This is a genomic window from Mycoplasma paraquilae (assembly GCF_048284415.1).
In the GTDB taxonomy this organism is placed as follows: domain Bacteria; phylum Bacillota_I; class Bacilli_A; order Mycoplasmatales; family Metamycoplasmataceae; genus Mycoplasmopsis.
In genome coordinates this window covers 109,474-125,206 of record NZ_JBLVZU010000003.1, presented here as the reverse complement: position 1 = coordinate 125,206, position 15,733 = coordinate 109,474, and the positions used below count along the sequence as shown (strand labels likewise).

General features: G+C 29.9%; 14 protein-coding genes. 5 read left to right on the top strand and 9 right to left on the bottom strand.

Translation table 4 applies throughout. From position 1 onward, the window contains the following. Positions 1–214: 214 nt before the first annotated feature. The 5 genes from recA to ACNQ12_RS02185 form a co-directional block, all read right to left on the bottom strand. Positions 215–1,213: a recombinase RecA gene (gene recA, locus ACNQ12_RS02205; RefSeq protein WP_416754643.1), complete on the bottom strand. Its 999-nt coding sequence runs from the start codon at positions 1,211–1,213 to the stop codon at positions 215–217. Positions 1,214–1,328: 115 nt separating this feature from the next. Continuing rightward, the gene (gene tuf, locus ACNQ12_RS02200; protein ID WP_416754641.1) at positions 1,329–2,516 is read right to left on the bottom strand and encodes an elongation factor Tu; all 1,188 of its coding nucleotides are present in this window, start codon (positions 2,514–2,516) and stop codon (positions 1,329–1,331) included. Between the two features lie 208 nt (positions 2,517–2,724). Then, positions 2,725–7,119, bottom strand: coding sequence for a PolC-type DNA polymerase III (locus ACNQ12_RS02195; protein ID WP_418037068.1), 4,395 nt, complete (start codon positions 7,117–7,119; stop codon positions 2,725–2,727). A 15-nt stretch (positions 7,120–7,134) separates the two neighbouring features. Beyond that, positions 7,135–8,223, bottom strand: a complete 1,089-nt coding sequence (locus ACNQ12_RS02190; protein ID WP_418019229.1) for a phosphatidate cytidylyltransferase — start codon at positions 8,221–8,223, stop codon at positions 7,135–7,137. 70 nt (positions 8,224–8,293) lie between these two features. Continuing rightward, on the bottom strand, positions 8,294–9,031 hold the full coding sequence (locus tag ACNQ12_RS02185) for a type III pantothenate kinase (RefSeq protein ID WP_418037070.1): 738 nt from the start codon (positions 9,029–9,031) through the stop codon (positions 8,294–8,296). A gap of 74 nt (positions 9,032–9,105) precedes the next feature. On the opposite strand from ACNQ12_RS02185, the gene ACNQ12_RS02180 reads away from it, so the two are divergent. Next, positions 9,106–9,858, top strand: coding sequence for a phosphotransferase family protein (locus ACNQ12_RS02180; RefSeq protein ID WP_418037072.1), 753 nt, complete (start codon positions 9,106–9,108; stop codon positions 9,856–9,858). A 43-nt stretch (positions 9,859–9,901) separates the two neighbouring features. Here ACNQ12_RS02180 and tyrS read toward each other — a convergent pair whose 3' ends face one another. Both tyrS and tapR read right to left on the bottom strand, forming a co-directional pair. Further along, positions 9,902–11,134 (bottom strand): tyrosine--tRNA ligase, encoded by a 1,233-nt coding sequence (gene tyrS / locus ACNQ12_RS02175; protein WP_416754636.1) that lies wholly within the window; start codon positions 11,132–11,134, stop codon positions 9,902–9,904. Further along, complete coding sequence (gene tapR, locus ACNQ12_RS02170) at positions 11,134–11,715, bottom strand: TyrS-associated PheT N-terminal domain-related protein TapR (RefSeq protein ID WP_416754635.1); 582 nt, start codon at positions 11,713–11,715, stop codon at positions 11,134–11,136. Before tapR ends, tyrS begins: the two co-directional genes overlap by 1 nt. Before the next feature lie 46 nt (positions 11,716–11,761). Between tapR and ACNQ12_RS02165 the strand changes: the two genes are divergently transcribed. Genes ACNQ12_RS02165 through tsaD form a run of 4 tightly spaced genes read left to right on the top strand, consistent with a single transcriptional unit; the run spans position 11,762 to position 14,509 of the window. Further along, entirely contained in the window at positions 11,762–12,619 is an 858-nt protein-coding gene (locus ACNQ12_RS02165; RefSeq protein ID WP_418037074.1) for a DegV family protein, read from the top strand. Then, a complete protein-coding gene (gene tsaE, locus ACNQ12_RS02160; protein WP_416754632.1) occupies positions 12,619–13,014 on the top strand; it encodes a tRNA (adenosine(37)-N6)-threonylcarbamoyltransferase complex ATPase subunit type 1 TsaE in 396 nt (131 codons plus the stop codon). The genes ACNQ12_RS02165 and tsaE overlap by 1 nt, the downstream gene beginning before the upstream one ends. Beyond that, a complete protein-coding gene (tsaB, locus tag ACNQ12_RS02155) occupies positions 13,014–13,571 on the top strand; it encodes a tRNA (adenosine(37)-N6)-threonylcarbamoyltransferase complex dimerization subunit type 1 TsaB (protein WP_418019232.1) in 558 nt (185 codons plus the stop codon). The genes tsaE and tsaB overlap by 1 nt, the downstream gene beginning before the upstream one ends. Continuing rightward, positions 13,571–14,509: a tRNA (adenosine(37)-N6)-threonylcarbamoyltransferase complex transferase subunit TsaD gene (tsaD, locus tag ACNQ12_RS02150; protein ID WP_418019233.1), complete on the top strand. Its 939-nt coding sequence runs from the start codon at positions 13,571–13,573 to the stop codon at positions 14,507–14,509. Before tsaB ends, tsaD begins: the two co-directional genes overlap by 1 nt. Positions 14,510–14,554: 45 nt before the next feature. Here tsaD and ACNQ12_RS02145 read toward each other — a convergent pair whose 3' ends face one another. Together ACNQ12_RS02145 and ACNQ12_RS02140 are read right to left on the bottom strand one after the other, a co-directional pair. Then, a complete protein-coding gene (locus tag ACNQ12_RS02145) occupies positions 14,555–15,097 on the bottom strand; it encodes a hypothetical protein (protein WP_416754627.1) in 543 nt (180 codons plus the stop codon). A gap of 78 nt (positions 15,098–15,175) precedes the next feature. Continuing rightward, the gene (locus ACNQ12_RS02140) at positions 15,176–15,703 is read right to left on the bottom strand and encodes a hypothetical protein (protein ID WP_416754626.1); all 528 of its coding nucleotides are present in this window, start codon (positions 15,701–15,703) and stop codon (positions 15,176–15,178) included. Positions 15,704–15,733: the final 30 nt, after the last annotated feature.

Here is a 15,733-nt window from a genome sequence, read left to right as displayed (position 1 = left end):
CGAAAAAATTGACTGTCATGTACATTGTATATATCTAGTTTTCAAAGAACTTTTGCTTCATTTAAGTTGCGATATTATTATATAACAGATTTTTATTTTATGAAATAAAAAGATAAATATTTTTTTATTTCAATCTGTAACACATTAGCGCTAACTAAATGAGTAAACATATGATAACAAAAAAATCGCGAAATGCGACTAAAAAAATATTTTTTTATATAGTAGCTAATATTTCATTGTATAGAGATTGATTATTGTTAATATATAGTTTCATATTTCTTTTTCCTTGAGCCACATTTTCACCTTTGTAGCTAAATCAAGCCCCTTTTTTCTCTATGATTCCGTTTTCTAGGCCTATATCTACAAGTTCTCCTGTTTTATCAAGCCCAAGTGAGAAATATAACTCTGATTGTCCAGTCTTATAAGGTATAGAAAGTTTATTTTTTACAACCTTAAATTTAATTTCACAACCAACTATATCTTTTCCCTCGACTATAGGTGATCCCTTTCGAACTTCGATTCTGACACTAGAATAAAATTTTAGTGCTCTTCCACCTGGTGTGGTTTCGGGGCTCCCAAAAATTACTCCTACTTTTTCACGTATTTGGTTAATAAATATAATAGTTGTTTTATTCTTGTTAAGATTTCCGGTAATTTTTCTTAAGCCTTTTGACATTAATCTGGCTTGGGCGCCTATTTGTAAATCAGTCATTTCTCCATTTAGTTCAGCTTCTGGCACTAATGCAGCTACACTATCCACTACAATGAGATCAATTTTTCCTGTTTTAGCTAAAATATCAACAATTTCTAAAGCTTGCTCACCAGAATCTGGTTGAGATAATATTAATTTACTAGTATCAACCCCAATTTTTTGCGCATATTCAGAATCAATTGCATGTTCAGCATCAATAAATGCTGCAATCCCTCCTTCTTTTTGCACTTCAGCAATTGCATTCAACGCTAGTGTTGTTTTTCCTGAACTTTCTGGCCCAAAAATTTCAATAATTTTGCCCTTTGGAAATCCTTTAATGCCTAAGATTCTATCTAATATATAGCTGCCACTATGAAATGTATCTATAGATATATAAGGTATGTCACCTAATACCATAATTGATTCTTCTCCTAGTTTTTTGCTAATTTCTTTTATTGTCTCTTTTATGCATTGAGAAATATCAGTTTTATTTTTAATTTGCTCAATTTGTTTTTCTTCCATATAGTCCTTTCTTTTTCTTTATCTTATAAATTAAAAAAAGAGGAAAATAAACTCAAAATGAACAAAGTACAAAAAAAGTATGCATTTGCATGCACACTTTTAATTTGTGAATAAATTATTTAATGATTCTTGTTACTGAACCAGCACCAACTGTACGTCCACCTTCACGAATAGAGAATTTTGTTCCTTCTTCTACAGCGATAGGAGCGATTAATTTAACTTTTAAGTTAACGTTTTCACCTGGCATAACCATTTCACGACCTGGTTCGAATTCAACTCCACCTGTTACGTCTGTTGTACGGAAGTAGAATTGAGGTTTGTAGTTTTTGAAGAATGGTGTGTGACGTCCACCTTCTTCTTTTTTAAGTACATAAATTGCAGCTTCGAATTCTGTGTGAGGAACGATTGATCCTGGTTTTGCAAGAACTTGTCCACGTTCTACGTCTTCACGGTTTACACCACGTAGTAATAATCCAGCGTTGTCCCCTGCTTGTGCTTCTTTAAGGTTTTTACGGAACATTTCGATTCCAGTAACAACTGTTTTTTTAGTAGGTTTTAATCCAACGATTTCAACTTCGTCGTTTAATTTAAGTGTTCCACGTTCTACACGTCCTGTAGCAACTGTTCCACGTCCTGTGATTGTAAATACGTCTTCAACAGCCATTAAGAATGGTTTGTCAAATTCTTTAACTGGTGTTTCGATGTATGTATCAACAGCATCCATTAATTCCATAACTTTATCTTCGTATTTAGCATCACCTTCAAGAGCTTTTAAAGCTGAACCACGGATGATTGGAGCGTTATCTCCATCAAATCCGTATTCTGAAAGAAGTGAACGAATTTCCATTTCAACTAATTCGATCATATCTTCTTCGCCTTCTAACATATCACATTTGTTTAAGAAAACAACGATACGAGGAACACCAACTTGTTTAGATAAAAGAATGTGTTCACGTGTTTGAGGCATAGGTCCATCTGTTGCAGCAACAACTAAGATAGCACCATCCATTTGAGCAGCCCCTGTAATCATGTTTTTAACGTAGTCAGCGTGACCTGGACAGTCAACGTGAGCATAGTGACGTTTTTCTGTTTGATATTCGATGTGTGAAGTATTAATTGTAATTCCACGTGCTCTTTCTTCTGGAGCATTGTCGATTGAAGCATAATCACGAGCTTCTGATAAACCTTTTTTAGCTAAAACTGTAGCAATAGCAGCAGTTAAAGTTGTTTTACCGTGGTCAACGTGTCCAATTGTACCAACGTTAACGTGTTCTTTTGAACGATCAAAATCTAATTTTGCCATATTTGTAATCCTTTCTATATAAATATAATTAGATATTATTTTTTTATTTAAGTTATTTTGTTTTAGCGCTAAAACCAACCTTAAGTCTGGTCTTTCATCCAGATCCTGTCCGTTTATATTAGCAATGTAATTTTATCAAATTTTTTATATTTTAAGAAAAATGTAATTTTTTTATTATTTACTTAAAAATGAGTGTAAAAAGTGCATTTTAAAACAATTTCATTTGGTTTGTTTCGTTTAAATAATCTAGAATTCCTAATTCTTCATTTAAATATTTATATAAACTAGCATTAACTCCACTGCGTTTTTTGAAATCTTCTTTAGACATATATGGAGCTTCTTCCCTACCTTGTATTATTTTAGTTGCCACGGCTTCACCTAATCCACCAATTGCAGAAAAAGGCGGAATTAATGTTTTATGTTCATGATCTACAACTCATTCAGTTGCAAGAGATCTGGTAAGGTCAATGTTTGAAATATTAAATCCTCTAGCATATAATTCGCGAGCAATTTCTAAAGTTTGTAGTAAATTTTCTTCTTTGACTTTTTTATCACGTAAAGATTCTATTTCTTTAATTTTTTTGTTTATTTTTACAGCACCATAATCATTTTTTAAAGTTTGAATATCAAACTCCTCAACCCTTGTAGTAAAGAAGGTAGCATAATATTCAAGTGGGTAATAAAGTTTAAATCAAGCAATTCTTCAAGCCATAAGCACATAAGCAGTAGCATGAGCTTTCGGGAACATATACTTAATTTTTTTCATTGAATCTATATATCAATCAGGTACATTGCTACTTTGTAATGAAGCAACCTCTTCATCAGTTAAGCCCTTACCTTTACGAACTTTTTCCATTATTTTAAAAGCATATAATGGTTCAACCCCTCGGTTAATTAAATACACCATGATATCATCACGACATGAGATAACATCTTTTAAAGTAAAGCCTCTTTCTTTTATTAAACTTTGTGCGTTCCCTGTTCACACATCTGTTCCGTGAGAAAGTCCAGAAAGAGAAATTAAATCAGCAAATGATTCAGCCTTTGCTTCATATAGCATACGTCTAACAAAGTTTGTGCCAAATTCTGGTAGCCCTAACGCACCAGTAATTTCTCCTCCGATATCTTTAGGCTCAATTTTTAATGCAGCTGTGCTACTAAATAGTGACATAACAGCTTTATCTTTTTTAGGTATGTCTTTTTTTACATCAATACCAGTGAGTCTTTCTAACATTCTAATTGCAGTAGGATCAACATGTCCTAAAATATCCAATTTCAAAACATTATCATGAATAGCGTGGAAATCAAAGTGAGTAGTTTTTCATTCTAAAGTAGTATCATCAGCTGGATAGTTGATTGGAGTAAAGTCTTCAACATCATATTCTTTTGGAATAATAATAATTCCACCCGGGTGTTGACCTGTTGTTCTTTTTACACCTTCAATTTTACTTGATAAAAAGTCTATATAAGGACCTGTAAATTCAAACCCATATTCTTCTACAGCTTTTTTGACATATCCATACGCAGTTTTGCTTTTAATTGTAGAAATTGTCCCCGCTCTAAATGTATGACTTTCTCCAAATAATCTTTTAATTTCATTATGTATTTCAGCTTGATAGTCTCCTGAGAAGTTTAAATCAATATCAGGAACCTTATCTGCATTGAATCCTAAAAACGTTTCAAATGGTATAGTTTGTCCATCTTTTTCCATTATGATATTGCAATTAGGACACATTTTATCATCTAAATCAAATCCTGAAGTAACACCTTCTATATTTACCAATTCAAAGTTTTTACATTTAGGACAAATATAGTGTGGTGGAAGTGGGTTCACCTCAGTTATCCCAGACATAGTTGCAACTAATGAAGAACCTACACTTCCACGACTACCTACAAGATATCCGTTATCGAGTGACTTTTTAACTAATTTGTGTGAAATTCAATAAATAACATCAAATCCATATTTTAAAATGGGGGTGATTTCTTTTTCCAGTCTTTCTTCAATTAATTTCGGCAAGGTTTCGCCATATTTTTCATGAGCAGTTTTATATACTAATTCATACAATTTTTCTTTAGAGTTGTCAAACTTAGGTGTATACAATTCATTGTGAATAACTTCTATTTCATCGGAAACTAAATTTGCAATTCTATTCGGATTGTTGATAACTAAGTCTTCGACTAATTCAGGCTTATTAATGAAACTAAAAGCTTCTAACATTTGATCTGTTGTATAAAACTCTAGATCAGGAAGTTTCATAGTTTTAGCTTGTGCCTTACGATAATCAAATAAAAAGTGAGTTGCATTTCCAATTCCCTTTGAATACACTAAACATTTAAATACATTTTTATCCAATTTGTCCTGATATCTAACATCCCCAATTGCTACTGGTATTTTTTTATGCTCTAAAGCAGTTCTGATCATTCTTAAAATGGTATCTTGAACTTCAAATTGCGAAAATTTATCAGGTGATTCAATGTAATGATCTAGTACGTAAACATGAGGTATCTCAATATAATCAAATTTATCAATTAAATTATTTATAGCTAGATTAGAAGAATAAAACATATAATCAAGCAGTTTAGACTTTAATCCACCTGAACCAATTAATAAGTTTTTACTTTTAGGTAAATCTTCAAAAAATAACTTTGGAGATCCATAAAAACGTTGAGTCAATGAAAGAGTAACTAAATTAAATAACTCTTTTAATCCGGTTTGATTTAATGCTAAAACAGTAATTTGGCTTGATCTTGTCCGATTATATATACTGATATCTTGTATACTGTCTAATTGATCAAAGGTATAAATACCTCTTTCGCTTAATAATTGCATTGCTTTAATTCAAGCTTGTGCTAAAACGTCTGCATCATAATCAGCACGGTGTGCTACATTAGCATCATAAATAACTGATAAATTAGCACAAAAAGCACCTAAATTATGCTCTCTTTTTTCACTAAATAAGAATCTTGAAATAATTAATGAGTCAATAAAAAATGTGTGGGGTAATTCTCTGCCTTCTTGAATAAATTTCTGATAAATAAAGTGAGAGTCAAAATGAGCATTGTGAGCAACACAAATACGGTTATTTATGATTTCATAAATTTTGTCAAGTCCTTCTTGTAAGCTATATCCCTCTTCTTCAAGCATTTTATCTGTAATGTTGGTTAAATTAATTGTAGTTGAAGATAAAGGCTTTCTAGATTTAATGAAAAATTGATGGGTTTCTTTGATTTCACCATCCACTACTAGTGAAGCACCAAATTCAATTAAATCTCCATATTGGGCGGATAGATGTGTAGTTTCAATATCTAAAACTACGTATTCGCTTGTTAAAATATTACGATCAATACCATCATAGTTTAATAAAAAGTTATGGTTTTTGTCAATAACATCAAATGAAACACCATATATTGGTTTTACTCCAGCTTTTTTTGCAGAAGCAAAAAACTCAGGAAATCCTTGAACCCCATTAGAATCCACTAACGCTACAGCACTGTGTCCGAAATTTTTTGCTATATTTATAATATCTTTTGGATCTAATAGCCCATCCATAGTACTCATTTTTGAGCGAGTTGATAATTCAACACGCTTAAAATCAGCATTATCAATGCGAGTATTTCTTGGGTTTTCTATTTTGACAAAAGAATGTGCTTTAATAATTTTGTTTAATGGTCCTTCGCCGCGATATGAATAAGGATTTGCTACCGTACCATAGACCTCAACATAATCATTAACTTGTGGAATATATTCAGGTAAATTATTATTATTTACAAAATAACTAATTTCAACAGCATCATAATAATCAGAAATATTCAGCTTATATATTTTAAATTCAGGCTTTTCAATCACTTCTACCTTGTATACCAATCCCGACACCATGACAGGTATATCTATTACTTCAGGTGCCAAGGTAGAAATATAATTTATAGCTACAGCAGAGTAATTTCTAGATTTGTTAGCTCTTTGAAAATTACGATTTTGATTGTATTTATTATTTGCTACTTTACGTTCGAAATTAATTTCTCCACTGTAATTATCATTTGAGTAGATTGCTGCATTTTTTTGGTATTGGCTTCGAATTTGCCCCTCAATATCAGAGTCCAAATCTGGAATATACTTTGGAATCAGAATAAAGTTTTTAAAACCAAAATTTCTCATTGAACTAGAAAGTGCACCAGCTTGAAATTCTAATTCTTGTGCTTGGTCTTGATCAGTATATGAGAACTCTCAAGCTTTATTATGCACATTGTAACTTAATAAATCAAAAGCTCTTAAATATTGATGTAATGTACAATTATTTAATTCATCTTCTAATTCTAGAATACCTAAAATATAATTTTTAAACTCAGGATTACTAAAATCAAGATTATGGAATTGTAATTCTACTCAAAATTTCTCTTTTTTGCAAGCATAAAATAAAGACTCAAAGTCCTTTCATGTAGGGAGAGGTGTTGATAAAAAAACTTTTTGATATTTAATTTCGTTTTTATCCCCTCTTTTAAATTCAATCTTTTCACTGTTAAATTTAGCATCTTGCAATGATGATAAAAAACTTAGGCCTAAATAGTCCATAAGTTTTTGAAATGATTTATCTGAATATTGCATATAATTAATCCTTTCTTATAGTGTTGAACACGCAGCCAGCACACCAAAGAACACGAAAACAAATGAAATCGAATCAATTCGATCTAATAGTCCACCGTGTTCTTTTAATATGTTTGAAAAATCTTTAATTTCATTTCTTCTTTTAATTAAAGAGAAGTATAAATCCCCTAATAAAGCAATAATTGGCGCAATAAATAAAAATGTTAATAAATAAGGGAAAAATCTAGAATGTGGGCTTAAAAGGACACCGGCAACTGAATTGTTATTTAATCCTCTAATTCCATAAACTGCATAAATGTAAATTAAGGTAATTAAGAATGAGATTAAATAACCCACAATTGCACCTTCTCAAGTTTTTTTAGGACTAATTGTTGGAGCTAGTTTTGCTTTGAAAAACTTATGTCCTAAAAATTTACCTCCAAAGTAACCACCAATGTCATATGAGCTAGCTACCACAATCATTAGAATAACAAGTTCAATTCCAATTTGTTGTGTCATTAGTACTATAAATGTTTTAACAAAGATAGTTAAAAATAGTGACATAAATCACAATGAAATTGTTTTGATAGTTAACGCCAAAATGTTAACATTATTTATTACAACAAGTCTTATTAAGAAAAAAACTAGTGCAATAATAAATGTAGTTAATAATGGTCAAAAATCAAAAACATATTGAGTGAACAATGTCCCAAAATAATATTCTACTACTGTGTTTGTTTCATTAATATGTACATTGTTAACCGGTAAGTTAATCAGCGCGTCATAAGATACAACTCCCCGGCCAAAAAGTACATTAACAAACATATTTGGACCCAATAGCATTGAAAGAACATAAAATATGGTAAGAATAATTGATGGAATAATCATATTGCTATAAGCATGCGATAGCTCATAAAATATTCATCCAACTATAACACCCAATAGCACTATAGCAAAGGCACGGAGGACTCAAAAACCTACATCAGAAAATTTTTGATATAAGTCCGCTCTAAATGAATAAGATAAAATAATGACTAAAATCACTAAGACAGCTATTATAATAAGAGCCGGAATAAAGCGATTTAATCAAAAGTTTTTTTGTTTGTCTTGTGTTTCTGTTTTCATATAACTATTATAATAAATTCCTTCTTTTTTAGTCTTGAATTAAAAAGCATACCTATAGGTAATTAAGATATTATTTTGTTTTTAAAAATAAGTAAATGTAGCCTTGTGCAATTAAATCAGGTTTGTAATTATAATGTTCTTTTAAATAAACTCCATCCCCACCGATAACTAAGACTTCGTGGTCTTTTTTCTCTTGACAATGGGACAAAATAAAACCATTTAATAAATTGTATAAGCCTGAATTTAAGGCATCTTGGGTATTTTGGCCTAATTGTGCACTACTTGCATATGGAGTGAGTAATTGCGAAACTTTTTCTTGTAAATGAATGTAAGAAGTATAAGCTCCTGGAGCAATTGAAGCTCCTTGCAACACACCATTAGTTATCTCTAAAGCAACCAATGCAGTTCCAAACATAAAAACATAAGAATTTCAAATTCCATTGTTGGCACAATATTGTAAACAAGCTAAAATGTCAATCCCTAACTGATCTTTTTGAATATTTTTATCAAGTAATAAATTAGTGTCAATTGAATTATTTAAAATAGCCATTTTACGAAAACCAATTGTTTTCAATTCAGAATATAATCTCTCTTGAAAACTTAAATTTTGGTTTGTGCTTGCAATAATAACTTGGTCATTATAATTTGGCATGCATAGGGCTAAAATATTTGCTAGCTCTATACTTTCGTCACTTTCACATAGTCAATTAAGTGAAAAAAGAGTTTGCATTGCACTACTAATATAATAAAACTTAATTTTGGTATTTCCAATATCGAAAACTAAATAATTGATCTCATTTTTTTGCATATAACCTTCATTTTTTTAAAGTAAATATTGATATACTTTATTATAACTAAAGAAAATTATAAATGGAGATATATATGAAAAAAGAATTAATCGAAATTGGACATACAAATATTTCTTATAAAACTGACCATAACACTATGCTACAAACTAAAGTTTTTAACAAATTTAATCATAAACTAGATTACAGCATTTTAGGAAAACTGGACTTTGTGCCAAAATTAATCAAAAATACAGATAGCGAACTTGAATGAGAATGAATCGACACTCAACCATTAGTATTTAATAATGATACTTTAAGTCAAATTGCTCACAATTTTAAAACCTTACACGACTCTAATTTAAAGTTTCCTAAAACTAATGTAGCTGCTCGGGTAAAAGAATACCGTAAAATTCTTAATGAACGCAATATTAAAATTGATGTTATAAATGACTACTACAAAAGAATTAATTTGATTTTAAAAAATTCTGAAGCTAATCGTCCTTTGCACAATGATTTATATTTAAACAATATTTTGCTTTCTAAACAAGGAAAAATATACTTTGTCGATTGAGAATATTGTTCAATGGGTGATAAACATTTTGATTTAGCTTATTTCATTTGTGGTTCATTCTTGACACCTGAACAAGAACAATATTTCCTAGATAAATATGATACTTATTGAGAAGAATATTTAATTCAACAAAAGATTTTAGTTTATTATTTAACTATCTTATGAGATAATGCGCAGGAAGTTAAACCTTTTGATGATTCTCATTGCATTAAGCGTTTAAAAGAAGTTGTTGCGGAATATGATTACAAAAAGAAAAATGACTTATTTAGAAAATAGATAGCTTAGCTATCTTTTTTTATAAAAAAATGGACAAAGCCCATTAATTAATTTTTATTAAATAAATTTGTTTTTTACCAACATGTAATAAAGCATATTGACTATTTCAAATATTTGATTCAACTAAAGTACTTTCTTCAATTGGAGTTAAGTTTAATTTAATTGCTTTATTTGCAAGAAATTCTCTTGCTTCTCTTTTTGATTTAATAATTCCTTGTGCAATTAATTGCTCAACTAAATTGCTTCCTTTTTCTAATGCAATAACATTAAGCACATCATCAAGCTCAGTAATTCCTTCTAAAGGTATAGTATTTAAATCTAGTTTTTTATTAAATAAAATTTCAGATGCTAGTGCTGCTTTTTCAGCTTCTTCAATATTATGAACTTGTTTAATAACATTGAAAGCTAGTGCTTTTTGTGCAATGTGCTCAGCTGGATTTTTATGGTGTTTATCTAAAATTAATTCGATTTGGTCCACTTTTAGGAAAGTCAATCATTTGAGTAACTTTTCAATTTCACTATCAGGTTGATTTAAAAGAAATTGATACATAACATATGGTTTAGTTTTTTCTGGGTCTAACCATAATGAACCACCACCAGTTGATTTACCAAATTTGTTTCCATTAGCATCTGTTAATAAATTAGCTGTAATCGCTACAGCTTGATGGTCATTTCCAAATACTGACGAAATCATATCAAGCCCTGTAGTGATATTTCCTCATTGATCTGAACCACCAAATTGAACTCTAACATTCTTAGATTTATATAAAGTTAGAAAGTCTCAACCTTGAATTAATTGGTATGAAAATTCTGTAAAGCTTAGCCCTTTTTCGATTCGAGTCGCTACAGAGTCTTTTGCAAGCATATAAGAAACATTAACTAGCTTACCTACATCTCTTAAAAATACTAAAATATTCATATCTTTGTAGAAGTCATAATTATCAATTACTTCTAATCCATATTTTTCTAATTGACTTCTGATTCTAGATTTATTTAGTTGTATTGTTGCATCATCAAGTAGTTGTCTTTCAGCATCTTTGAATGATGGATCCCCAATCATTCCAGTAGCGCCACCTAAAACTGCAAAAACTTTAAAACCATGTTGTTTGAATCTTAATAAATTTGCAATTTGTATATAGTTGCCTAGATGCAAGCTGGTTGCGGTTGGATCGAATCCACAGTATACAGCAGCATCTTGCGGCAAGTTTTTAAATTTTTCCTCGTTAGAAATGTGCTTTAATATTCCACGAGTATTTAAGTCTTCAATTATAGTCATTATGATAGTTTAAAATCCTTTCCAATCTGGCTAATTTCACCAAAAATTAATCCATCACCCTCTAATCCCAATGTTTTATATCCAGTTAACATGCCCTCACTTGCAATGTTTAACATTTCGCCACTAAGTACATCTGTCCCGGCAAAAGTAGTGCTTCCTGGTAATGCTAAAACAACTATTTTGCCCTCTTGTGAATCCAATGTGTTAGTTACAAGTTGAATACTTTTTTCTGGTCTTATTTGGACCTTAAGCACAAATAAACGTTCACTTTTAGGATGTGCTTTTCTTTCTTGGATTAAACCATAAATAAATTTTTGGTCGTGTGAAATTTCAAGATTTAATTCCTTAGCCATTGCAAAAATTAAATCTTCTCCAGCTTGTGGTAGATAGCCAAATTTAACATCTTCAGGGATGTAATATTTAGTATTATTTAAAACATTAATACTTGCTACCTTGTTATGTTCATCTACAAAAAAAACTAAATCTTCATGTTTGATTTGTTGTACTTTCTTAATTCTTGAATCAACAAAAAGTACTGATGTATTCTTAAATACTTTATCTAAATTATTAAATAATATCATAGAGATATTATACCTTCTTTACAGTAATTTATAATATAATACAATTATGAAAAAAATAGCTATAGTAGTTGACTCTTCATGTGGTTTAACAAAAGAACAAGTCGAGAAACTTGGTTGACATTTTTTACCACTAAAAATAGAGTTAGATGACAAAATTTATAATGATGGAGACAATTTGAAAAGCAACGAACTATTTCGTTTCTTTTCACTTGGAACAAAAACATACAAAACAGCTTGTACACCTATTGGTTTTGTTGAAGATTTAGTTGAGCAGCTTTCTGCAACACATGACTATGTGGTTGTCTTTCCTATTTCAAAACATTTATCATCACAATATCAAAATTTGAAAGGATTAGAATCTTTATATCCTAAACTTAGAGTTTTTGACTCTGAATACATAGCAATCTTATTAACTTTTCAAGTGTATGAATTTTTAAACTTGGTTGAAAAAGAAAATATGGATGTTGACGAAGCATTAGAATTGGCTGCTCAATGAAAAGAAGAAATGCTTGTTTCATTAGTGCCGAAATATAATGATTATTTAGTTAAAGGTGGGAGACTTTCACCATCAGCTGCTACAGTCGCAAAACTTTTAAAAATAGTTCCTATTATTAGTTTTTATCATGGAAAACTTGAAAAAGAAGGTAAAGGAAGAATATTTTCTAAAACTATTTTAAATAAAATCGATGAAAAACTACAAGGTTCTGATTCAGATTTACTTATTTTACAAAATGACTGTGCTGAGCATAATCAAGTAGTGCAATATGTCAAAGATAACTATCAAAATAATCGTATTTTTTCTTCTTCACTACCAAACTGCATCTCAATTCACACTGGACCGGAAGCTATCGTTATTATTAAATTAGGGCGTAAGCTTACAGATCAAGAAATCGCAGTTTTATAATGCAACAAAAGATTATTTGTACCTCATTACAAGACTTAGATAAATTTATAGATGCAAATTTAGAATTGTTTAAAGAGAAAAAAATTATTTTATTAAATGGTGATTTAGGTGCTGGTAAAACTACATTTGTAAAATTACTAGCAAAAAAATTAGGAATTAAACAAAATATCACCTCTCCTAGTTTTTCATATATGAAGGATTATTCAGGTTTAATTCACATGGATCTTTATAATTATCGAGGTGATATTGAGGAATTTGAAGATTACTTTGATGATAATATAGTTGCCATTGAATGGGCTAACTTAAAAAAATATCAGTTTAGTAGCTTTGTAGAAATTAATGCATATATTGATCGTGAGTTACATCACGTATTTGAAATTATGGAGGTTAAATAATGAATGTTTATTTAGATACCTCAAGTGAAGATTTTGTTTTAGTTTTATTCAATCAAGAATTTAAAGTTCTTGATTTTATTCTACTAGAAGGTTATAAAAAGAAAGTTCAGCTGATTACTGATCAATTTGCCATTTTACTTGAACGAAACAACTTATCAATTCAGCAGCTTGATGGTTTATATACTAATATTGGCCCTGGTTTCTTTACAGGAATTAGAAGTTCATTAGTATTTTTCCGTACACTAGCTTTATTAAATAATATTGCTATGTATGTTACTACAAGTATGGATATTTTACATTTTCAACATCCACATAGTAATTTCTTATGAAGTGATGCACAAGGAAACAAATTATATCAATATAACTATGTAGTAGATTCAAAAGATTACCACGATAAAATTACCGTAGTAGAAAATAATGGGCAAGAGCTTACTAAAATTAATTTCGTTAGAATGATTAATGATTTTGAAGCTTATCGTAAAATCTTTATATTTCAAGACACTATGACTATAGAACCTTTATATATTAAGCAACCTCAAATAGGAGGGCAAAAATAATGCGTATTTTAGGTATTGAAACCTCACATGATGACACATCTCTTGCTATTTTAGAAGATGGAAAAGTCTTAGATATGTGAACCATTTCACAAATAGATATTTTTAAGGAATTTGGAGGAACAATCCCAGAAGTATCATCGCGTGAGCATGTAAAAAACATAGCATTAATTCAATTAATGCTACAAGAAAAATATGATCCAAATTCAATTGATTATGTAGCTTATACCAAAGAGCCTGGATTAATTGGAACATTACAAGTTGGATATTTATTTGCTAGTGCTTTTGCTCAAAGCATTAAGAAACCATTAATTCCAATCAATCATTTAATTGGCCATTTTTTATCTTCGACACTTACTGAAGAAATTAAATTCCCAGCTTTATGTTTACTTGTTTCTGGAGGTCATACTCAATTAATTTATGCAAAATCCCCAACCGAAACAGAGATTGTAGGCGAAACTTTGGATGATGCAGTTGGAGAAGCTTTTGATAAAGTGTCTTCACGTTTAGGCCTAGGTTTTCCAGGTGGCCCTTTAATTGATAAACTTAGCCAATCTTATATAGGGGATTTTATTCCATTTACTAAACCACATACCGAAAATTCTTTAGACTTTTCATTTTCAGGCTTAAAAACTCAAGTCCTTAACAGAGTCAATAAAGCTAAAATGAAAAATGAAGAAATCGATCCCATTAAATATGCTGTATCATTTCAACGCACAGCAGTAGATTATTTGATTGAAAAAACTAAGCTTGCTTTAGAACAATATCCAGTAGCAACATTAGTACTTGGAGGCGGAGTATCAGCTAATAAATTACTACGCTCAGAATTTATTACTCTGCACCCAAACACAATTATCCCATCTCTTAAATATGCTACAGATAATGGAGCAATGATCGCGCAAGCAGCATACTTACAATTGCTACAAGAAGGTAAAAAATAAATGCAAGTATTTTAGCTTGCATTTTTTGTTTCAAAAATCCTACAGTTAGGCTTGATTTGAAACTGTTTCTGTTGTACTGCTTTCTTTTTGTTTTGGCTCATCATCAATTAAGTCCAGTACATTTTTTGAGCTCATTAAAGCATTTCTTGTAAAAAATAGATTAATAATTAAAAGAATAGGCCCTGATAAAATTCCAAGTAAATTAAAGATAAATAAACGTTCAATTGTTCTAGAGTAAGCTAATAATTTGACTAAGTTCGCTTGTTCAATTTGATGTTTTAAGCTTGTTTCATAAACCATTTTAGTAAATAGTTTTCTTACTTCGTTACTTAATATAGCTAGCTTTATTCCAAATACAATTCCAATTATTGTAATTACAACTGAAATAACTGATAATATAGCCTGAGCAATTAATAAGCCTGCTGCAACAACATTTACATCTACATTTGCACTTGTTGCTTTCGTAGCAATAAGGGTACTAATAGTGTATGAAGAAACTCCAAAAATTATAGATAGAATTCATGTGACAATAACAATAATTAAATATATCTTTGTTTGTTCAAGTTGTTTTTTAAATTTCTTTTTCATTTTACCTCTTATTTTATTCTACCATCTTTGTGTGAAAACAATCTTATATTTACATTAAAAAAGCTGCTTATCAGCTTTTTATCCTTCTCTTTCTGATTCAAATTCAGCACATAATGTTTGGTGTTTTGGACATGTCAAGACTGAATGATCAGGTGCAAATTGAACATAATAAACGTATTGATTATACTTACGTTGATATAATTCATTATTCATAAATTGCAATTTAACCAATGGCACATTATACAATTCTCTGTTTTTAGGTTCAATATCAATTCTAAAAACTGGATAAGATTCAACTTCTCCGCCTAAAACAATATTGCTTTTCATTAGCTGCTTTTCTTCTTCAGAAAAGAAATTATTTATATTTTTGAAATTTTCCTCTAATATCTGCTCTTGTTCATTTTTTTCCTTGAGCATAAATGCTATGTCTGTTTCCAATTCTTCATACATCACAGTTTTAAAAATATCTTTATTAAATAAATCTTTTTGTTTTTTTGCAAATAAATTTATAAACATTTGATATGGCATTAAATCTTGCACCAAACCAAATACATAAGTATAAGTATAATTACATTCAGGGCAATGTGCTTTAACAATTGATCCCATTTAACCTCCAATAATTTAATTATAGACTAT